This window comes from Devosia sp., from assembly GCF_965229025.1.
Taxonomy (GTDB): Bacteria; Pseudomonadota; Alphaproteobacteria; order Rhizobiales; family Devosiaceae; genus Devosia_A.
Genome location: NZ_OZ245853.1, coordinates 348,733 through 368,206 on the forward strand (window position 1 = coordinate 348,733; position 19,474 = coordinate 368,206).

General features: G+C 63.7%; 18 protein-coding genes. 9 read left to right on the plus strand and 9 right to left on the minus strand.

The window, feature by feature from the left end:
• Positions 1-133: 133 nt before the first annotated feature.
• Positions 134-1,084, minus strand: coding sequence for a ring-cleaving dioxygenase (locus ACO06J_RS01750; RefSeq protein ID WP_421758979.1), 951 nt, complete (start codon positions 1,082-1,084; stop codon positions 134-136).
• A gap of 225 nt (positions 1,085-1,309) precedes the next feature.
• Here ACO06J_RS01750 and ACO06J_RS01755 point away from each other — a divergent pair, with 225 nt between their 5' ends.
• A complete protein-coding gene (locus tag ACO06J_RS01755; RefSeq protein WP_421758980.1) occupies positions 1,310-2,551 on the plus strand; it encodes a putative DNA modification/repair radical SAM protein in 1,242 nt (413 codons plus the stop codon).
• Positions 2,548-3,990 carry a UdgX family uracil-DNA binding protein gene (locus ACO06J_RS01760; protein ID WP_421758981.1) on the plus strand — a complete coding sequence of 481 codons (1,443 nt, stop codon included), beginning with the start codon at positions 2,548-2,550 and terminating at the stop codon, positions 3,988-3,990. The genes ACO06J_RS01755 and ACO06J_RS01760 overlap by 4 nt, the downstream gene beginning before the upstream one ends.
• Before the next feature lie 124 nt (positions 3,991-4,114).
• Here the strand turns inward: ACO06J_RS01760 and efp are convergent, their stop codons facing one another.
• Positions 4,115-4,684, minus strand: a complete 570-nt coding sequence (efp, locus tag ACO06J_RS01765) for an elongation factor P (protein ID WP_421758982.1) — start codon at positions 4,682-4,684, stop codon at positions 4,115-4,117.
• A 161-nt stretch (positions 4,685-4,845) separates the two neighbouring features.
• Between efp and epmA the strand changes: the two genes are divergently transcribed.
• A complete protein-coding gene (gene epmA, locus ACO06J_RS01770; RefSeq protein ID WP_421758983.1) occupies positions 4,846-5,898 on the plus strand; it encodes an EF-P lysine aminoacylase EpmA in 1,053 nt (350 codons plus the stop codon).
• Entirely contained in the window at positions 5,895-6,947 is a 1,053-nt protein-coding gene (locus ACO06J_RS01775; protein ID WP_421758984.1) for a lysine-2,3-aminomutase-like protein, read from the plus strand. The genes epmA and ACO06J_RS01775 overlap by 4 nt, the downstream gene beginning before the upstream one ends.
• 126 nt (positions 6,948-7,073) lie before the next feature.
• Here ACO06J_RS01775 and ACO06J_RS01780 read toward each other — a convergent pair whose 3' ends face one another.
• Together ACO06J_RS01780 and ACO06J_RS01785 are read right to left on the minus strand one after the other, a co-directional pair.
• Positions 7,074-7,814: a sugar isomerase domain-containing protein gene (locus ACO06J_RS01780; RefSeq protein ID WP_421758985.1), complete on the minus strand. Its 741-nt coding sequence runs from the start codon at positions 7,812-7,814 to the stop codon at positions 7,074-7,076.
• Between the two features lie 4 nt (positions 7,815-7,818).
• Positions 7,819-8,553: a GntR family transcriptional regulator gene (locus ACO06J_RS01785; protein WP_421758986.1), complete on the minus strand. Its 735-nt coding sequence runs from the start codon at positions 8,551-8,553 to the stop codon at positions 7,819-7,821.
• A gap of 162 nt (positions 8,554-8,715) precedes the next feature.
• Here ACO06J_RS01785 and ACO06J_RS01790 point away from each other — a divergent pair, with 162 nt between their 5' ends.
• From ACO06J_RS01790 to ACO06J_RS01810, 5 genes are all read left to right on the plus strand, one after another.
• Positions 8,716-9,984, plus strand: a complete 1,269-nt coding sequence (locus ACO06J_RS01790) for an ABC transporter substrate-binding protein (protein ID WP_421758987.1) — start codon at positions 8,716-8,718, stop codon at positions 9,982-9,984.
• A gap of 245 nt (positions 9,985-10,229) precedes the next feature.
• Positions 10,230-11,144, plus strand: coding sequence for a carbohydrate ABC transporter permease (locus ACO06J_RS01795; RefSeq protein WP_421758988.1), 915 nt, complete (start codon positions 10,230-10,232; stop codon positions 11,142-11,144).
• A complete protein-coding gene (locus ACO06J_RS01800) occupies positions 11,128-11,967 on the plus strand; it encodes a carbohydrate ABC transporter permease (protein ID WP_421758989.1) in 840 nt (279 codons plus the stop codon). Before ACO06J_RS01795 ends, ACO06J_RS01800 begins: the two co-directional genes overlap by 17 nt.
• A gap of 6 nt (positions 11,968-11,973) precedes the next feature.
• On the plus strand, positions 11,974-13,326 hold the full coding sequence (locus ACO06J_RS01805; RefSeq protein ID WP_421758990.1) for a beta-N-acetylglucosaminidase domain-containing protein: 1,353 nt from the start codon (positions 11,974-11,976) through the stop codon (positions 13,324-13,326).
• Positions 13,295-13,948, plus strand: coding sequence for a GNAT family N-acetyltransferase (locus ACO06J_RS01810; RefSeq protein WP_421758991.1), 654 nt, complete (start codon positions 13,295-13,297; stop codon positions 13,946-13,948). Before ACO06J_RS01805 ends, ACO06J_RS01810 begins: the two co-directional genes overlap by 32 nt.
• Positions 13,949-14,141: 193 nt before the next feature.
• Here the strand turns inward: ACO06J_RS01810 and ACO06J_RS01815 are convergent, their stop codons facing one another.
• From ACO06J_RS01815 to ACO06J_RS01835, 5 genes are all read right to left on the minus strand, one after another.
• On the minus strand, positions 14,142-14,930 hold the full coding sequence (locus ACO06J_RS01815) for an SDR family oxidoreductase (RefSeq protein WP_421758992.1): 789 nt from the start codon (positions 14,928-14,930) through the stop codon (positions 14,142-14,144).
• Complete coding sequence (locus tag ACO06J_RS01820) at positions 14,927-15,946, minus strand: ABC transporter permease (RefSeq protein WP_421758993.1); 1,020 nt, start codon at positions 15,944-15,946, stop codon at positions 14,927-14,929. The genes ACO06J_RS01815 and ACO06J_RS01820 overlap by 4 nt, the downstream gene beginning before the upstream one ends.
• A gap of 308 nt (positions 15,947-16,254) precedes the next feature.
• The gene (locus ACO06J_RS01825; protein WP_421758994.1) at positions 16,255-17,295 is read right to left on the minus strand and encodes a sugar ABC transporter substrate-binding protein; all 1,041 of its coding nucleotides are present in this window, start codon (positions 17,293-17,295) and stop codon (positions 16,255-16,257) included.
• A 40-nt stretch (positions 17,296-17,335) separates the two neighbouring features.
• Positions 17,336-18,100, minus strand: coding sequence for an ATP-binding cassette domain-containing protein (locus ACO06J_RS01830; protein ID WP_421758995.1), 765 nt, complete (start codon positions 18,098-18,100; stop codon positions 17,336-17,338).
• Positions 18,097-19,272 carry an ROK family transcriptional regulator gene (locus ACO06J_RS01835; RefSeq protein WP_421758996.1) on the minus strand — a complete coding sequence of 392 codons (1,176 nt, stop codon included), beginning with the start codon at positions 19,270-19,272 and terminating at the stop codon, positions 18,097-18,099. Before ACO06J_RS01835 ends, ACO06J_RS01830 begins: the two co-directional genes overlap by 4 nt.
• Between the last annotated feature and the right edge of the window lie 202 nt (positions 19,273-19,474).

Consider the following 19,474-nt stretch of genomic DNA (forward strand, 5'->3'; position numbering starts at 1 on the left):
TTTCCGAACCAGAAAACCGTTACCGCTTTTCCTGGAAACGCTCTAGCGAACAGGCGCCGCTAGCCCCCCACGGCGCTTCAGAGCGCGGTTCCGCTGCTGTCGGAACCGCGCTCGACTGCGTTTGTGTACGTGGTTAGAGCGGCTTCAGGCCGGCTTCGATCTCGGCCCGCTTGCCTTCGAGGAAGGGTGGGAGGGAGAGCCGTTCGCCGAGGGTTTCGAGCGGCTCGTCAGCGGTGAAGCCGGGGCCGTCGGTGGCAATTTCGAACAGGATGCCGTTGGGCTCGCGGAAGTAGAGCGAAGTGAAATAGAAGCGCTCGACTTCGCCGCTGGAGCGGATGCCAAAGCCCGCGGTGCGGCGCACCCATTCGTCGAACTCTTCCTTGTTGGGCGTGCGGAAGGCGACGTGGTGGACAGCACCGGCGCCCTGGCGCGCCTGCGGCAGATCGGGATTGACCTCGACGTGAAGCTCGGCAGCGGCGCCGCCTTCGCCCATTTCGAAGACGTGGATAGCGCCATGCTTTTCGCGCGCCGGATAGGAGCGCACTTCACGCATGTTCATCACCTTTTCGAGCACATCCGCAGTGCGGCGCAGATCGGGCACCGACAGGGTGATGGGCCCAAGACCGATGATCTGGTGTTCGGTGGGGATGGGGCTGCGGTCCCACGGGTGGGCGGCGGCGGACTTGGGATCGGCGACGAGGCGGAAGCGCTGGCCCTCGAAGTCCTCGAAATCGAGCGAGAGGTGACCGGCGCGTTCCTTGATGTTGGCAGACGTGACGCCCTTGTCGACGAGGTGCGCTTTCCACCAGTTGAGATCGGCCTCGGTGGCAACGCGGAGGCCGGTGCGGTTCACCGCATGGGTGCCACGGCGCTCAGGGGAAGCGGGCCAATCAAAGAAGGTGAGGTCAGCGCCGGGCGACGCGATGCCGTCGCCGTAGAACAGGTGGTAGGCGCTGGTATCGTCCTGGTTGACGGTCTTCTTGATCAGCCGCATGCCCATGGTCTGGGTGTAGAACTGGACGTTCTTGGCGGCCTGGGCGGTGATGGCCGTCAGGTGGTGGATGCCTTTAAGTTCGAGGGTCATGCTGACCTCCTTGGTGAAAGTGCTGACCGTTCAAATAGGTGGGAAAGCGGGCGGGCGATAGAAGCATGAAGCCGACGCATCGTTGCCGAATAACGAACGATCGGCCTTCGATGGGAAAGCGCGCGTTCCCGATCACTTTTCGGGCCGCGACGTCTCCAGCACATCTTTTTGCATTGGCGGCATTGGCGCTTCGGGGTTACCACACTAGAACATAGAGTGAACAAAATGACCCAGCTTAGCCTCTCCCGTAAACTTGCCGTGCTGTCGGATGCCGCGAAATACGATGCCTCGTGCGCCTCGAGCGGCACGGTGAAACGTTCGAGTGCTGAAACGGGCGGGATTGGTTCAACCGAGGGGAGCGGCATCTGCCACTCTTATGCGCCGGATGGGCGGTGCATCTCGCTGTTGAAGATTCTGCTGACCAATTTCTGCGTCTACGACTGCATCTACTGCGTGAACCGGTCGTCGTCGAACGTGCAGCGCGCCCGCTTTTCGGTTGAGGAGGTGGTGGCGCTGACGCTGGATTTTTACAAGCGCAACTATATCGAGGGCCTGTTCCTGTCGTCCGGGATCATCCGCTCGCCGGACTACACAATGGAGGAGATGGTGCGGGTGGCGCGCGGGCTGCGCGAGGGGCGGAAGTTCGGCGGCTATATCCACCTCAAGGTGATCCCCAACGCCGCGCCTGAACTGCTGGCTGAAGCAGCGCGCTATGCGGACCGGTTGTCGACCAATATCGAACTGCCCACCGATGTCAGTTTAGAGGCGCTGGCGCCGGAGAAGAAATCGAGTTCCATCCGCACGGCAATGGCCCATATCGCGCACAAGCGCGAGGAGAGCCGGCCGGACGGGAAGGTTTTGGGCAAGCCAAAGCCCACCGTTCTGGCGCCGGCTGGGCAATCGACGCAGATGATCATCGGCGCCGACGCGGCGACAGATGCCACGATCCTAGAGCGGAGCGCCAGCCTCTATTCGGGCTATGGGTTGAAGCGGGTGTACTACTCGGCCTTTTCGCCAATCCCTGACTCGAGTTCGCGGCTGCCGCTGGCGCCGCCACCGCTATTGCGTGAGCATCGGCTGTACCAGGCGGACTGGTTGCTGCGCTTTTACGGCTTTGACGCGGAGGAGATCGTTTCCGGAGGACGGGACGGGCTGCTCGACTTGCAGTTGGATCCTAAACTTGCCTGGGCGCTGGGCAACCGCGGCAAGTTCCCGGTCGATGTCAACCGGGCGGAGCGCGAGGTGCTGCTGAGGGTGCCCGGGCTGGGGGTGAAGGTGGTGGACCGGATCCTGACGACGCGCCGACACCACAAGTTGCGGCTTTCGGACCTCGGCCGGATGTGCGGTTCGATTGAAAAGGTGAGGCCGTTTGTCGAGGCGGCGGACTGGACACCGGGCGGGCTGACGGATTCTGCAGGCCTTCGGGGCCAGATGACGCCGAAGCCGGTGCAAGGCGAGCTGTTTTGAGGTCGATCCACCTCTCATCGCTCAACGATTTCGCGGAATGGCGGGCGGCGGCGCGTGGGTTGCTGCTCGAGGCCATGGCGCCAGAGGACGTGGTCTGGGTTGAGCCGAACGGGGCGGGGGACCTGTTCGGCGCAGAAGAGTCTCCGGTTTTGGTCACCGGGCGGAAGGTCGGGACGGTGCCGGAGAAGTTCCTCGAGCTGGGTGAGGCGGCGATCTGTCACTCGGATCCCGAGCGCTTTGCGCTGCTCTACCGGCTGTTGTGGCGGCTGATGAAGGACCGGACATTGCTTCAAGCGCGCTCTGACCCGGATGTCGGTCGCCTGGATCGGCTGGTCTCGGCGGTGCGGCGCGATGCGCACAAGATGACGGCGTTTGTGCGTTTCAAATCCATTGTCGACGACTCGGGTCTCGAGCGTTTCGCCGCGTGGTTCGAGCCGGAACACTATGTGCTGGAGCGGGTGACACCGTTCTTTGTGCGGCGCTTTACCGGCATGATGTGGGCGATCATCACGCCATATCGTTCGGCGTACTGGAACGGCGAGACGGTTGAGTTCGGGCCGGGCGGGGAGAAGGCGGACGTGCCCGCGGAGGACGCTATGGAGCCAGTATGGCGAAGCTACTTCGCCTCCATCTTCAACCCCGCGCGCCTCAAAGTGGCGATGATGAAATCGGAAATGCCGGTGAAGTACTGGCGCAATCTGCCCGAGGCAGAACTCATTCCATCGCTGATCAGAGGCGCCAGGGAGGCGGAGGAGGCTATGATCGAGCGGCAGGCGAGCATCCCGCCGTCGCGGCATCTGCGGAAGATGGAGAGGTTGGCGCCAGCTGTCTCCGGGGAGGAGATCGGCACGGTGGATGCGGCTCGGCAGGCGATCGATGGCTGCAAGCGGTGCGCGCTTTACGAGAACGCTACGCAACCGGTGTTCGGCGAGGGGCCGGAAACGGCGGAGGTGATGTTTGTCGGCGAGCAGCCGGGGGACCAGGAGGATCTGGCGGGAAAGCCCTTTGTCGGGCCGGCCGGGCAGGTGTTCGATGCCGCGCTGCGGCTCGTGGGGATCGAGCGCGAGCGGGTCTATGTGACCAATGCGGTCAAGCACTTCAAGTTCGTGCCCCGTGGCAGGAAGCGGCTGCATCAGCGGCCTAACGCCGGCGAAGTGCAGGCGTGCAAGTTCTGGCTGGGGCTGGAGCGGGAGTTTATCAAGCCTGAACTGGTCGTTGCCATGGGGGCGATGGCGGTGTCGAGCCTGATGGGGAGCCGGGTTACGCTGGGGTTGGCGCGGAGCAAGCTCACCGTGCTGGCGGATGGCGCGCGGATCTTCGCCACGGTGCATCCGTCTTATCTGCTGCGTATCCCCGACCGGCAGCTGGCGGCGGCCGAGCAGGAGCGTTTCGAAGACGACCTGCGGGAGGTGAAGCGGCTGATGGAAGAGATGAAATGAAAATCCCGGCCGGAGCCGGGATTTTGGTGGTGTTATGAGCCTGCCCTGCGGGCGTAGCGCTCCGGGTCTGACGTCCTAAAATCGCTCCACTGGAGCGATTTTGCCGCCAGAGGCGGCCCGGACATCAGTCCTTGGCGCGTTCGACGTAGCTGGCGTCTTCGGTCATGACGACGACGCGGGTGCCGACCCCGATATGGGGCGGGACCATGGTCTTGACGCCGTTCGAGAGCTTGGCGGTCTTGAACGAGGACGAGGCGGTCTGTCCCTTCACCACGGGTTCGGTCTCGACGATTTCGAGGGTGACGCGGGCCGGCAATTCGATGGCGATTGCATTGCCTTCGAAGGTCTTGAGATAGACCAGCATGCCGTCGGCGAGGAAGGCGCCCTGTTCACCGATGACGTCTTCGGAGACGGCGAGCTGCTCGTAGGAGGCCGGGTCCATGAAGTGGAAACCTTCGCCGTCCTGGTAGAGGAACTGGTACTCGCGCTCGTCGACGTCGGCCTTTTCGACCATTTCCACCGTGCGCCAGCGGCCGATGACCTTCACGCCGTCGGACATGCGGCGCATGTTGACGTTGGTGACCGAGTTGCCCTTGCCAGGGTGCACGTTTTCAGCGGTGAGCACGACATGCAGATTGCCGTCCTGCTCGACGACGTGGCCTTTGCGGAGCGAGGACGCGATGACCTTGACCATTACTTCTTCCTTGTTCAAGCGGTGGCGTCGGCCTAGAGGACAAGGCGACTTGGCCGAGCCGGACGCAGGTATTACTGTTTCGGTGCCGCCCGATACCCTAATTCCGGCAAAACCGCCAGTCCCGAGCGCGAAAGTCCTGCCTGTTGATCTCAAAGCCCCTGTTGCCGCCGGTTTCTCAGTGGTGGACGCCGTCGGTGCATGCCGACCGGCGGCCGGCTTTGCTGGCGCGGAACCGGATCGAGGCGGCGCTGAGGGGGTACTTGGCCGAGCACGAATTTCTGATGGTCGACCCGCCGGGGCTGCAGCGCTCGCCGGGAAATGAGACGCATCTGCATGCGTTTTCGACCGTAGCGATCGGCAATGATGGGGTGGGGGAGACGCTCTATCTCCATACATCTCCTGAGTTTTCCATGAAAAAGCTGCTGGCGGCGGGAGAGACGCGGATCGCGAGCCTCGGGCATGTCTGGCGGAACCGGGAGCGGAGTGCGCTGCACCATCCGGAGTTCACTATGCTCGAATGGTACCGGGCGGGGGAGGGGTATGGGGCGGTGATCGCCGATTGCCTCGCAATGCTGCGGATCGCGGCGGAGACGGCAGGGGTCAAGACGCTGCAGTTCCGGGGGCGCGAGGCGGATCCGTTTGCGGAGGCGGAGCGGTTTAGCGTTGTGCAAGCCTTTGAAAAATATGCGGGAATTGATCTGTTCCAGACGATGGATGTGGATGGAAACACTGACGCCGACGCGCTGGCGGGGGCGATGCGGGCGGTGGGGCTGGTAGTGCCGGTGGAGTATACCTGGAGCTATCTGTTCAGCCGGGTGCTGGTGGAAAAAGTCGAGCCAAATCTGGGGCTTGGCCGGGTGACGGTGCTGGACCGGTATCCTGCGGCCGAGGCGGCGCTGGCGCGGCGGGCGGCGGATGACTGGCGGGTTGCGGAGCGGTTTGAGCTCTATGCGTGCGGGGTGGAACTGGCCAACGGCTTTGGCGAGTTGACCGATGCGGACGAACAGCGCCACAGATTCACCCTTGAGATGAACGAAAAACAACGGCTCTACGGCGAAACCTACCCGCTCGACGAAGATCTGCTGTCGGCATTGCCGCTGATGGGGGAGACGAGCGGGGTGGCGCTGGGGTTCGACCGGCTGGTGATGCTGGCGGTGAACGCAAGGCGCATCGAGGACGTGCTGTGGGTGCCGGTGGTGGGAGGCGAGCAATGAAGCTGGACCGGACATTGAGATCGGCACGCGATCTTGTTGACGCTGGGTTGCTGGCTGAAGCGCGGGTCGGCGAGGCCGAGACGGTGGGCAAGCGCTACGCGATCGCGGTGACGCCGGCGATGGCGGGGCTGATCGACCGGGATAACCCGAACGACCCGATTGCGCGGCAGTTCGTGCCGGACCTCAGGGAACTGACGACGACCGCCGATGAGCGGGCGGACCCGATTGGGGACCTGACGCATTCGCCGGTCGAGGGGATCGTGCATCGGTACCCGGACCGGGTGCTGCTCAAAGCCGTCCATGTCTGCCCGGTCTACTGCCGGTTCTGTTTCCGGCGCGAGATGGTGGGGCCGGAGGGGCTGGGGACGCTGGCGCCGGATGCGATGGACGCCGCGTTTGCCTATATCGCGAACCATCCCGAGATCTGGGAGGTGATCCTCACCGGCGGCGACCCGCTGGTGCTGTCGGCGCGGCGGCTTGAGGAGATGATGGTCCGGCTGGCCGGGATCGCACACGTGAAGATCGTGCGGTTCCACACGCGGGTTCCGGTGGTGGAGCCGGAGCGGGTTGATGGGAAGCTCATCGCGGCGCTGAAAGCGAGTGGCAAGATGACGTACCTCGCGGTGCACGCCAACCATGCGCGGGAACTGACCGAGGCGGCGCGGGCGGCGCTGGGTCGGTTGGCGTATGCGGGCGTGGTGCTGCTGGGGCAGACGGTGCTGCTCAAAGGCATCAACGATGATCCGGACGTGCTCGCGGCGCTGATGCGCGGATTGGTGGAGAGCCGGGTGCGGCCGTATTACCTGCACCATCCGGACCTTGCGCCGGGGACCGAGCATTTCCGGGTGACGATTGCTGAAGGGCAGGCGCTGGTGCAGGGGCTGCGCGGCAGAGTGTCAGGGCTCTGCCAGCCGACCTATGTTCTGGATATTCCAGGTGGGCATGGGAAGGCGCCGATTGCGGCGGCGAATATCAGGGCGACGGGTGAGGGGTGCTACTCGGTGTCGGATTGGCGGGGTGGGGAGCATGTGTATCCGCCGGTGGGGTAGAGTGTCGATCAGCCTAGCAATGAGGCCAGCCGCGGTGACATCCGGACGACCCCCACCCTTGATCCCTCCCCTCAAGGGGGAGGGAGACGACTGATAGGTCGGCGCTCAAGAAGGCGCAGACGCGCGCTAGAGGCCGCGGATGCGGGGTTGCCAGCGGGCGATCATGGCTTCGGACTGGGCTTCGGTGCCTTGCATGTTGGCGCTCTGGTAGACATCGATGTTGATGCCACGTGCCGCCAGCTGTTCGACCGCTTCGCCGATCACCGTGTTGATGATGAACACGCCGGCGATGGTGGAGGTGGGGCCCATCTTGACGTTGCGGCCGGCGATCGGGATGGCGGCGTCGCCATATTCCCCGCAATTATCGAGGACGATGTCGGTGACCTGGTAGAGGAGCTTGCCTGAGGCGTGGCGCGAGGTGATCGCGCGGGCGTGCTGCAGCGAGGTGATCGCGATGGTGGTGGCGCCGCGTGCCTTGGCGGCGAGGGCCATCTCGATGGGGTAGGCGTTGCGGCCGGAATTGGAGGCGATGAAGACGACGTCGCCGGCCTCGACGGGATAGTTGGCGATGACCTTTTCGGCGCGGCCGGTTTCACGCTCGATGAGCGTGGAGCGCTGGGCGCCCAGATGCAGCATGAGGTCGGGTTCGAGGATGGCCTGGGCCGGGGCGATGCCGCCGGCGCGATAGAAGGCCTCTTCAGCCAAAAGGTGAGAATGGCCGCTGCCGGCGACATAGACCAGGTGGTCGGCGGCGAGTGCACCGGCGACCGCGTCGCGCGCGGCGTCAAAGGCTGCCGACTCGGTGGCGAGCATCTGATCGAGAAGCTCGACCAACTGATCGCGATAGCGGCGGCGCAGCAGGGTCATGTCATCAGCCCTTGATTTCGCCGACATATTTGTAGCGATCGCCGCGATACCAACTGACAGCGTCTTCCACGACGATACCGGTTTCGCTGTAGCCGACCTGGGAAATCTCGAGCACGGCCGCGCCGGTGCGAATGCCGAGTTGCATGGCGATCTCGGGGCTCGCTTCTGTGGCCTCAAGACTCTGGAGAATGCGGCGGGGGCGGGCGTTGCGGGCATCCATCCGTTCGTAGAGCGAACCCGAGCCGTCATAGTCTTCCCCGACGGCGGACACCGGCACAACGGCGCGCTCGTAAGAAAGCGCTTCGCCACCGGCGAGCCGGAGACGGGCCAGCGTCATGACGGGGGTGCCAAGCGGCATGCCGGTGCGGAATGCGGCTTCGGCGGTAACCGGGGCGATGGAACATTCGAGGACGCGCGAGCTGGCGATGAGGCCGCGCAGCTGCATATCTTCAGTAAAGCCGGAAAGGCGCGACAGCGCCTTGGGGATGCGGCCGACAACGACGGTGCCGGCGCCGGGGCGGGTGGTGACCAGCCCCATCTGGGCCAGATCCTTGATGCCCTGGCGGATGGTCGAGCGCGACATTTCGAGTTTTTCGGACATTTCGCGCTCGGACGGGAGCGACTCGCCCGGATTGATGAGACCCGCATCGAGAGTGGCGGCCAAGGCGTTGCGCAGGCGTTCGCCCAACGGTCCATGCTGGCGGTCAATTTGCTCGCGCAGGGTGGCGTACAGGTCCAATTTATCCTCGCTCGACGGTTCGGCCGTTTTGAAACTGGTATGATTTTGGCATGGCGTTGGCAAGGGGCTGGAAAAATAGTTTCCAATGCTTCGCAAGTCGCTGGACAAATCTGACTAAACCAATAACGTACCAGTTCGAAATGAGACAAAGGGGTGCGATCGATGAAGGGCCTGCGTTTGGCGCTATTTGCGCTTGGAACCGCGCTGCTGACGACGACGGCAATGGCGCAGACAGAACTGCGGATTACCCACGCCACGACCGGCGGCGCCGAAAAGGTGGTGCTGGACGAGATTGTTGCGGCCTTTGAGGCGGCGAACCCGGACATCAAGGTCAAGCAGATCCCGTTCGACGACGATACCTATTCGGACACCGGGCTGATCACCCAGTTGCAGGGCGCCGATGTGCCCGACATCTATTTCCAGTGGGCTGGGTTCCCGGTGGCGCGCGATGCGCAGGCGGGCTATGCGGTCGACCTCACCGACGCGCTGGCGACCGACGGCTGGGGCGACACGTTCGTCCCGTCGGTGTGGACGGCAGGGGCGGGAACGATGTTCGAGGGCAAGGTCTATATGATCCCGACCTCGCTCGATGTGACCAACACGATCTGGTACAACAAGACGATCTTTGCCGAGAACAACCTGACGCCGCCCAAGACCTGGGACGAGTTCGTCACAGTCATCAAGACGCTTGTGGCAGCGGGCGAAACGCCGATCATCGAGGGCAATCAGGAGTTCTGGCCTTTCGGCAACTGGGCCTCGCATATTGCCGCCAAGGTGGTGCCGCCCGACGAGTACAAGGCGGCGTTCAGCCAGACCGGCAAGTTCTCGACGCCAGGGTTCGAGAAGGCGCTGGGCTATATCCAGCAGCTGCATGATATCGGTGCGTTCAACAAGGACATGGCGGGGCTCGGCGCTGACCCGGCGATGGCGACGTTCCTCGAAGGCGCAGCGGTGATGCACCCGATCGGCTCGTGGCTGATCGGTACGGCCAAGGAACTGGCGGATGCCGACTTCCAGTATGGCGAGTTCGATACGCCGGTGATCGACCCTGACCATCCGCTGAAGGACAGCGTGATCGGCACGGTGACGGGCTGGGTGGTGGATGCCAAGAGCCAGCACAAGGCCGAGGCGATCAAGTTCCTCAAGTTCTACACCTCGTTCGATAACCAGGTGAAGCGCGCCGAGTCCGGTTCGCTCAGCCCGATCAAGGGGGTGAACGAAGCGGCGAAGCTCGACGACCAGACCAAGGCGATGGCGGCCATGCTGGCCAACGCGCCGACGATGGTGCCGCCCCCCGACACGACCTATCCGGTGCCGGTGGCCGAGGCGTATTATCAGGCCGCAGCGATGGTCGCGACGGGCGAGAAGTCGCCCAAGGATGCGCTGGTTTGGCTTGATGACAATGTCGCGCAGATTGCCAAGGCGAACTAGGGGGATGGGGGAGGGGCGGTTGCGCACTCCTTGCCTTCTCCCCTTGTGGGAGAAGGTGCCCGAAGGGCGGATGAGGGGTTCTCTCAGCGTATGCTGGCCGCTCCTCACTTCGTTCGGATCGCGCGACACCAAGGTGTCGCGAACCCCTCATCCGGCGCTGCGCGCCACCTTCTCCCACAAGGGGAGAAGGCAACAAGCGGCGTACCCCGTGCAAAAGGCCAAGTATCACCCCTGCGGTTTCCTCGATGGCCGGTAGTCCAGCTCCCCTTGAGGACCGTTCGGCGCCGATTGCTTCGGGGGCGGTGAATTTGTTGTTTGTGGCGCCGGCGATGGTGCTGTTTGGGGTGTTTGTGCTGCTGCCGATGGGATCGGCGTTTTTCTATGCGTTCACCCAGTGGGATGGGTTCACCAAGCCGGTGTTTGTCGGGCTCGCCAATTTCCAGCGGGCGTTCACCGACCCCGAGCACTTGATGAGCTATGTGCACGTGGTGCTCTACATCCTCGGCACGTTCGTGTTCGAGGTCAGCTTCGGGCTGGTGATGGCGGTGCTGCTGAACTCGGACCGTAAAGGCTTTGCGCTGATGCGCGGGTTCTTCTTTTCGCCGGTGGTGCTGAGCATGTCGGCGGCGGGCGTGTTGTGGGCGTTCGTGCTGGACTATCGATCGGGGCTGCTCAACTCGGTGCTGAGAGCTCTTGGCGCGGGTGACCTGGCGCAGCCCTGGCTCAGCCAGCCGGGGACGGCGCTGATCGCAATCATGATTGTTTCGGGCTGGAAGTATTCCGGCTTTTACATGGTGATCTTTTTTGCCGCGCTGCGGCGTATCCCGAAGAACATCTACGAGGCGGCGCGGCTCGATGGGGCAGGGCCGGTCACGATGTTCTTCCACATCACGCTGCCGCTGCTGCGCCAGAATATCCTCGTGGCGCTGCTGCTGGCGATTACCGGAGGATTTGCCGGGTTCGACCTGTTCTTCACCATGACCAATGGCGGGCCCTATTCGGCGACCGAGGTGCCGGCGACCTGGATCATGAAGAAGGCGTTTGACCAGAACCAGCTGAGCTATGGCATCGCCATGACGGTGATCCTGACACTGGTGGTGATCGCGATCTCCTTGGTTTACCTGCGGTTTTCGGAGCGGGCCAATGTCAGCCGCTACTGAGACGCGCCGCAGCACGGGCGAATGGGTGCAGCTTGGGGTGGCTGCGGTTGTGGTCGCGATCATGTTCTACCCCACGATCTGGATGGTGCTGTCGGCGTTCAAATCCAACCGTGAGATCTTCAAGCAGCCCTTCGCGCTGCCATCTACGTGGCGATGGGAGAACCTCGTCGAGGCGTGGGTCACCGGTGGGATGGGCGGGCTTTACCTCAACTCGATCTTTGTGACGGTGATTGGGGTGACGCTGTGCGTGGGGACGGCGACGGCAGCGGCATTCGCGTTCACGCGGCTCGAGTTTCCGTTCCGGCGGCTCTGCTACCGGCTGATGCTGATCGGGCTGCTGCTGCCGCCGCCGACGGTGGCGATCCCGCTGTTCACGCAGTTGCGGGACATGGGAATCCTCAACACGCCATGGGCTCTGATCCTGCCTGGGGCGGCGTGGTCGCTGTCGCTGACGGTGTTTTTGATGCGCAGCTATTTCAACGGCGTGCGGCCGGACATGGAAGAGGCGGCGCGGATCGACGGGGCCAATACCTGGCAGATCTTCTGGCGGATTTCCGTGCCGATGGTGTGGCCGGCGATGCTGACGATGATCGTGATCAACACCATCAACATCTGGAACGAGTTGCTGTTTGCGCTGCTGTTCATTGTCGACGAGGATAAGCGGACGCTGCCGGTGGGGCTGGTGCGGTTCTATGGCTACCACAGCACCGATTATGCACTGGTGTTTGCGGCGCTGGCGATCACCACGGTGCCGATCCTGGTGCTGTATTTCATCTTGCAGAAACACGTGATCGCGGGGCTTTCGGCCACCGCGATGGATTGAGGCCAGATGTTTTTGAGTGGCGTGATCGAGGGGTTTTACGGGCGCGCGTGGAGTGGGGCGCAGCGCGTCGAAATGCTCGACTGGATCGGCGCGGCGGGGATGAATACGTTCGTCTACGGCCCGAAGGACGACATCAAGATCCGTGCCCGCTGGCGCGAAACCTACACCGCGGCGGAAGCCGCAGAACTCCAGAAGCTGGTCGATGCGGCGGCCGTGCGCAAGCAGCAGTTCTTTGTGGCCATCGCACCTAGTCTCGACGTCGTCTACTCGGACGCAAGCGACGTTGACGCGTTGGCACGGCGGATCGACCAGCTTCTGGGACTGGGCGTGCGGCACTATGTGCTGCTGTTTGACGACATCCCGCGCACCATGCGGGATGAGGATGTGGCGGCGTTCGGCACGCTGGCGGCGGCGCAGGCGGCGTTCGCCAATGCGGCGTTCCGGTATCTAAGGAGCAAGGCGCCGGACGGGATGATGCTGTTCTGCCCCACGGAATATTGCGCGGCGTTTGTCGGGCACGATGTGGCGGGCTCGGGCTATCTCCAGGAGATCGGGCAAAAGCTGGCGCCGGAGATCGGGGTGTTCTGGACCGGGCCGGATATCGTGTCTGAGACGATCAGCGCGGACTCGCTGCGCGAGATTGGCGGGGTACTGCGCCGGAAGCCGGTGATCTGGGATAATTTCCACGCCAATGACTACGATATCAGACGGGTTTATGCCGGGCCGCTGGGCGGGCGCGGTGACGACATATTGCCGCTGATCGACGGGCTGATCACGAACCCGAACAATGAGTTCGAGGCGAACTTCGTGGCGGTGCGGACGACGGGGGCGCTGGCGGGCGGGGGCTATGATGAAGCTGCGGCGCTATCGGAAGCGCTGGGCGCGTGGCGGGAGCGGTTCCGGCTGGCGTCGTCGAATGCGACCGTGTCCGAGGAGCATATCCGGTTGCTGGCTGAGCTCTGCTACCAGCCGTTCCGGTGCGGGCCGGAGGTGGAGGGGCTGCTGGCGACGGCGAAGGGGCTGATGGCGGAGCATCGGCCCGATACGCGCAGGCCGGAGTGGCAGGCGGGGTATGCGGCGATCGTGGGGCTCAGGGACCGGATCCGAGCGTTGTTCGAGCAGATGACGGAGCTTGAGAACCGCGACCTGTTCTATGCGTTCAACCAGTACCTGTGGGAGGCGCGCGAGGAGGTGACGCATCTCGTGGCTTATCTCGGCTGGCTTAATGAGCGGCCGGCTGCGGATGCCCTGTTTCCGGCGAAACAACGGGTCTATAACTTCTATCGCCACGGATTCACGGTTGGCGTGCAGGAGTTATTGAAGCGCGATGCCGAGGGCCGGTTCCACCATGGTGCTTGATTTCGGCGACGGGTATTTCCTGCGCCGCGCCAAGACCTCCGACGATGCGGCGCTGAAACTGGTGTGCCTGAGGACCGGGGATTCCGGCAAGGATGCGAGCGGGCGGGAGGATGATCCGAGCCTTCTGGGTTTGATCTATGCGGTGCCGTATCAGGTGTTTGCGCCGGACTTTGCTTTCGTTGTGCAGGGGCCGGAGGGTGTGTGCGGGTATATTCTCGGGGCGCTGGATACGGCGGAATTTTACGCTGAAGTCGGGCGCGACTGGTTGCCGCCGCTGGCGACGCGGCTCGGTGACCCGGGGCCGGACGAGAGCCGGTGGCGGGGCAGCGACTGGGCGCGGTACGCGATCCATCATCCGGAGTTCGTCTATCCGCCGGTGCTACACCCGTATCCGGCGCATGGGCATATCGACCTGTTGCCGGAGGCGCGGGGACGGCGGATCGGGCATCGGGGGCTGACCTACCTGATGGCGCGGCTGGCCGAAGCCGGGGCGCCGGGGATGCATCTGCAGGTGAGCCCGAAGAACCGCGGGGCGCAGGCGTTCTACGACAAGCTCGGGTTCTCGGTGCTGGCGGACGAGAGCCTGCCGCGGCACACGACGTTTATGGTGAAGGGGTTTTAGGGGCTGGCGGGTCTGCAGCTTGATCCGAGCATTCGATGCAACCGGCCCCTCACCGTCTCGCTGCGCTCGCCACCCCTGCCATTCGAGCATAGCTCTCATGGCCTGCTCCCCTCAAATCGGTCCACTGGACCGATTTGCCCTGGCGGGACGGCTCGAAGTCCCCGGAGGGGAGAGGGGACAGCGCGACTAGTGCCTACTCCGGCAAAATGCGGAAGTCGGCGCCTTCGGGGAGGAGTTGGCCGCCGTCGACGATGATTGTGGTGCCGGTGATGTAGCTGGCGTCTTCGGAGGCGAGGAAGAGGAAGGCGTTGGCGACGTCGCGGGGGGAGCCGAGGCGGGCGAGCGGGATGGCGTCGGCCATGCCCTTGATGAAGGCTTCGGAGCGGTGCAACTGGATGCCCTCGGTGAGGATATTGCCGGGCTCGACGCCGTTGACGGTGACGCCATAGCCAGCGAACTCGAGTGCTGCGGCGCGGATGAAGCCGTTGATGCCGGCCTTCGAGGCTGAGTAGTGGCCGTGGCCGGGGCTGGTGACGTGAGGCCCGGTGATCGACGAGGTGAAGAGGATGCGGCCCGAACCCTGCTGCTTCATGGGGACGAGTGCGGCGCGGGCGGAGATGAAGGCGCCGCGGAGGTTGACGCCCATGACGCGATCCCAGTCTTCGGGCGTCGTCGCTTCGATCAGCTGCCAGGGATAGATGCCGGCGTTCTGTACCATGATGTCGAGCCGGCCATAGTGCTTGAGCGCCAGGGCGACGGCGGCCTCGGCATCGGCCATTTTCGAGATGTCGGTGGCAATGAAGGGGATGCCGAGTTCGCGGGCGGTGGCTTCGCCGGCTTCGATTTCGGTGTCGGCGATGACGACCTTGCAGCCCTCTTCGAGGAAGCGCTCGGCGATGCCGCGGCCGATGCCGCGGGCGGCGCCGATGATGAGGGCGACCTGGTTTTCGAGGCGGCCGGGTCTGTTGCTGGTGGTGGTCATGCGAGCTTCTGCCGAATGGTCTGTTTCAGGGTGTCGAGGAGGACGGCGGCAAGCACCAGGAGGCCATGGATCACCTGGGTGGAGGTGGCAGGCAGGCCCATCAGGTTGATGGCGGTGTTGATGGCCGAGAGCAGCAGCACACCGGCATAGACGCCGGGCAGGGCGCCGACGCCGCCCTTCAGGCTGACGCCGCCGATCACCACTGCCGCGAAGGCGTTGAACAGCAGGCCGGTGCCGAGATTTGCGGTGGCGCCCGAGGTGCGGATGGCAAGGACCCAGCCGGCGAGGGCGGCGATGGCGCCGGCGAGGATGAAGGCGATGATCAGGATGCGGTTGACCTTGATGCCGGCGCGGAAGGTGGCGTTCTCGTTACCGCCGATCATCAGCAGATGCCGGCCGAACCGCGTCTTGGCCATGATGAAGGAGAAGACGACGAAGCAGGCAATCGCCAGCCAAGCGGTGAGGGGGACCGAGAAGTTGAAGCCTGGAACATCAATGCCGAGGCGCTGGATGCCGAACCAGCGGATTGCGGGGGCGAGATCCTGGGCGGACCTGCCGCCCGATACCGCGAGGACGATGCCGCGCACCCAGATGTAGGACGCAAGTGTGACGATGAAGGCGTTCATCTTCAGTTTGACGACGAGCAGGCCGTTGAAGCCGCCGATGGCGGCGCCCACGGCCATAGACAGGGCAAGCGATACAGGGACGGCCAGCCACTCAGGCTGCAACTGCACATTGAGGCCGATGCCGGACGAGCAAAACACCACGCCGACTGCCATGGCGCTGAGCGCCGCCGTCGACTCGACCGACAAGTCCATGTGGCCTGCGATAATCACCAGCGCGAGGCCAATCGACATGATGCCGAGCACGCTCGAGGCTTCGATGATGTTGGCAAAGATGCCGGGCTGGAAGAAGTTGGGAATGAAGATCGAAAAGACGATCAACACGAACACGAGCATGAACCAGACGAGATTATCGAGCACAAACTCAAGGGCTTGGCGATTGCGGGGCTTCATGGCGGGGTCCGATGTGTCTGAGTGTTGGCGGGGACGGGCCCCTTGCCTTGCCCTTCGAGGGACAGGGATTTGGGTGGGGTAGCCTCTCCCCGGCGGGGAGAGGAGACTTCGTGGGCCTGCGCTTCTCACGCAGAGCGGCAGCCGACGCCCGAACCCGGGAAGGGAGGAACTCATCCCCAGTGTCTGGGCCTGGAAAATAGTCAGGTGAGGAGCAGGCACAGTTACTGCGTCCACAGGGGGGCCGCCCCTCACCCTTCCCCGCAAGGGGCTCCGAGACGGTGCGAAAGTGACGCCCCGTCCCGTGTTCGTTATTCGACGGATTTGACCGTATCGGTCGGCGGCTTCAGGTTGCCCCAGAACTTGGGGTCATCCACGTTCGACTTGTCGATTGCGGCGCCGGGGACCTTGATGTTGGGGCCCCAGGCTTCGATGGTCACGGTCGAGGGCAGGCCAAGGACGTCATAGGGACCGGCCTTGATTTCGGACTTGGCAACGATCTTGTCCATGAACATGGCGACGGCAGCAGCCTGGGCGTAGAGCGGCTGCTCGACTTCGACATTGAGCCAGCCCTTGCGGATCAGGTCGAGACCGACCGGAGCGCCGTTCGAGCTCATCAGCATGATGTCGCCCGGCTTCTTGCCGGCCGATTCCAGCGCGGCGACTACAGCCACCGAGAGGTGGGCGGCGTGCGAGAAGATCAGGTCGATATCGGGATTGGCGACCAGCTGGTCGGACGCGATGGTGCCGGCGTTGCTGGCTTCCCACTGCATGGCAGGGAGGGAGATGATCTTGACGTCCGGGAAGGCCGCCATCTTCTCTTCAAAGCCCTTCTGGATGTCGAGGGTATAGGGGTCGCCCGGATCGCCGAGGATCTGGAGAACCTTGCCCTTGACCGAACCATTCTTGGCGGTGAGGAGCTTCTGGGCTTGTTCGGCGGCGACGTAGCCGATCTCGATGGTGCCGGCCACCGAGGTGAACGCCGACGGCGTCGTGGTGATCTGGCGGTCAAACTCGACGACCGGGATGCCAGCGGCCATGGCGGCTTCAATGGAAGGCTTCAGGGCGTTGAAATCGACGGCCGCGAGAATGATGGCCGAGGGCTTCAAGGCGATGACGTCGTTCATCTGGGACTGCTGGACGTCGGTCTTGTTGTCCGCGTTCAGGGTGACCATTTCGTAGCCGACCTGCTTGAGGAACATTTCCAGCGCCGAGACCGAGCCGGTCTGGAACTCGTCGAGCAAGGTAGGGACCATATAGTAGACCTTGCCCTTGGATTGGGCGAAGGCCGGTGACAGCAGGGCTAGCGCCGCTGCCAGGACACCGAACATGGCAAGAAGTATTCGCTTCATATCATTCGCTCCTGTAACGCCGGACCCTGTTATCGCCCCGTCAGGCTGCCGGTCCGGCACCGGCTAGACTTTCTCCGGTGATCATATTGATCACCGCATCGGGGCTTGTATCCTTGGTTGCAACATTGCCCGCCACGACGCCCTGGCGGATCACCACGATCCGGTCGGCGACCTGGAAGGCCTGTTGCATGATGTGGGTGATGATGACGACGCCGATGCCCTGATTGGCGACATGGCGGATCATATCGAGGCCGCGGCGGGTCTGTTCGACGCCGAGTGCGGCAAAGGGTTCGTCGAGAAGGACGAGCTTGCCGCCCCAGTGGACGAAGCGGTTGAGTTCGATCGCCTGACGCTGGCCGCCCGACAGGTGCTCGACCTTGGTGCGAAGCGACGGAATACGTGTGCCGGCGCTGGCGAGCGCCTTGGCCACTATGTCTTCCATGGCCTTTTCATCGAGCACCGGAATGCCGAAGAAGCTTTTGGTGATTTCGCGGCCCATGAAGAAGTTGGCGACGACATCGACATTGGTGGCGAGCGAGAGGTCCTGGTAGACGGTCTCGATGCCCGCCTCTTTGGCCTCTGAAGGCGACTTGGCGAGGAAATCCTTACCTTCGAACAGCATGCGGCCGGAGGTGGGCTCGAGGCCGCCGGCGATGATCTTGACCAGCGTCGACTTACCGGCCCCGTTATCGCCTAAAAGTGCGACGACTTCGCCCTTGCCGATGGTGAAGGAGATGCCCTTCAGCGCTTCGATGGCGCCGTAGTTCTTCTTGATGTCTTCGAGCACCAGCAGCGGTTCGGTCATGCGGCGAGGCCCTTGTTTGGGAGTGAGGGTCGATCGAGCGGGTCGCGCTCGGGGGGGAACATAGTGCCGAAGCGGGGCGAGAGGACGCCAGAGACGGCCAGAGCTGCAGCGCCGCGCAGCACAGTGTGCTGGCCCCCGTTGGAAACGACGACGCGCGGGGCCTTGCGGTCACGCCGGGCGGAGACGGAATTGGGCAAGTGCGCCGTGACGCCGACCAGGGCCTCGATGAGTGACGGCGCGGCGAGGCCACCCAGGATGATGGCCTCGGGGTCGAAGAGGTTTTCAACCGTGGTGATGGCAGCCCGGAAGATCGGGGCGACACTGTCGACCCAGGCGGATTCGCTTATGCCAGCGGGACGGCGGTTATAGGCTTCGAGCGAGATGTAGCGCTCGAGGCAGCCGCGATTGCCGCAGGGGCAGGGCTCGCCGTTGAGGACCAGTGGAATGTGGCCAATTTCACCGGCATTTCCCCAAGCGCCGCGCTGCACGGCACCGTCATGCACCATGGCGCCGCCGAGACCGACGGTGAGATAGAGATAGTAGAAGTCGGAGAATGCAGCCCCGAGGCCGTAAAGACGTTCGCCGAGCGCGGCGGCGGCCATATCGGTTTCGTAAAAGGCGGGCAGGCCCGTTGCCTCAGTCAGCCGCTCCCGCAAGGGGACATTGCCCCAGCCGGCCATGGTGGTGGGGCCGACAAAGCTCATGGAATCGACATCGAACGGGCCGGGAAGCGCGAGGCCGACGCCGAGCATACGTCCGCCGGGCCGAAGCGCCGCCAGTTCGGGGACCATGGAGCTGATCAGCGCGAAGGCCGTGTCCGGCGTACAATTGGGCGCGTCGCGGTGGATGCTGCCGACGATGTCGCCGCCGAGATTGACCAGCGCGACATCGATGCCGAGCGGGGTCAGATGGACGCCGACGGCGAAGCCGCCATCAGGATTGATCCGCAAGGTGGTCGGTGGCAGGCCGCGGCCCTTGGGCTCTTCGCGCACCGAGAGGATGAAGCCCTGCTCTTCGAGTTCGCGGATGATGGTGGAGACGGTCTGCACGGTGAGGCCAACCGATTGGGCAATGCGGCCCCGGGTGGTGGGAGCGTCGCGGCGGATGGATTCCAGCACAATCCTGCGATTGTACGGCCGCCCAAACTCCTGATTTGCGCCCTTCAGAGCCACAGCAATCCCCGCGTTCGAACGGAGACTAGGCAGCCTTTCGATATTAAGTCAAATGGAATTCAGAAATCGTAGTTGCCAGTTCGCATCAAATAGGTGCAGTGCATGGTTCAGCCTAAAGTATGGGCATTGACCGGGGGCCCGGCTGCTCTATCATTGTTCCCGCAGCGCGCATCGCACCAAGCGACGGACGCGCCAATGACCC

What these genes read in the sequence shown, in the direction of transcription:
- ACO06J_RS01750 (WP_421758979.1), bottom strand. Translation starts at nt 1,084, where the DNA reads ATGACCCTCGAACTTAAAGGCATCCACCACCTGACGGCCATCACCGCC.
- ACO06J_RS01755 (WP_421758980.1), top strand. Translation starts at nt 1,310, where the DNA reads ATGACCCAGCTTAGCCTCTCCCGTAAACTTGCCGTGCTGTCGGATGCC.
- efp (WP_421758982.1), bottom strand. Translation starts at nt 4,684, where the DNA reads ATGGTCAAGGTCATCGCGTCCTCGCTCCGCAAAGGCCACGTCGTCGAG.
- ACO06J_RS01775 (WP_421758984.1), top strand. Translation starts at nt 5,895, where the DNA reads ATGAAGCTGGACCGGACATTGAGATCGGCACGCGATCTTGTTGACGCT.
- ACO06J_RS01780 (WP_421758985.1), bottom strand. Translation starts at nt 7,814, where the DNA reads ATGACCCTGCTGCGCCGCCGCTATCGCGATCAGTTGGTCGAGCTTCTC.
- ACO06J_RS01790 (WP_421758987.1), top strand. Translation starts at nt 8,716, where the DNA reads ATGAAGGGCCTGCGTTTGGCGCTATTTGCGCTTGGAACCGCGCTGCTG.
- ACO06J_RS01795 (WP_421758988.1), top strand. Translation starts at nt 10,230, where the DNA reads ATGGCCGGTAGTCCAGCTCCCCTTGAGGACCGTTCGGCGCCGATTGCT.
- ACO06J_RS01800 (WP_421758989.1), top strand. Translation starts at nt 11,128, where the DNA reads ATGTCAGCCGCTACTGAGACGCGCCGCAGCACGGGCGAATGGGTGCAG.
- ACO06J_RS01805 (WP_421758990.1), top strand. Translation starts at nt 11,974, where the DNA reads ATGTTTTTGAGTGGCGTGATCGAGGGGTTTTACGGGCGCGCGTGGAGT.
- ACO06J_RS01810 (WP_421758991.1), top strand. Translation starts at nt 13,295, where the DNA reads ATGCCGAGGGCCGGTTCCACCATGGTGCTTGATTTCGGCGACGGGTAT.
- ACO06J_RS01815 (WP_421758992.1), bottom strand. Translation starts at nt 14,930, where the DNA reads ATGACCACCACCAGCAACAGACCCGGCCGCCTCGAAAACCAGGTCGCC.
- ACO06J_RS01820 (WP_421758993.1), bottom strand. Translation starts at nt 15,946, where the DNA reads ATGAAGCCCCGCAATCGCCAAGCCCTTGAGTTTGTGCTCGATAATCTC.
- ACO06J_RS01825 (WP_421758994.1), bottom strand. Translation starts at nt 17,295, where the DNA reads ATGAAGCGAATACTTCTTGCCATGTTCGGTGTCCTGGCAGCGGCGCTA.
- ACO06J_RS01830 (WP_421758995.1), bottom strand. Translation starts at nt 18,100, where the DNA reads ATGACCGAACCGCTGCTGGTGCTCGAAGACATCAAGAAGAACTACGGC.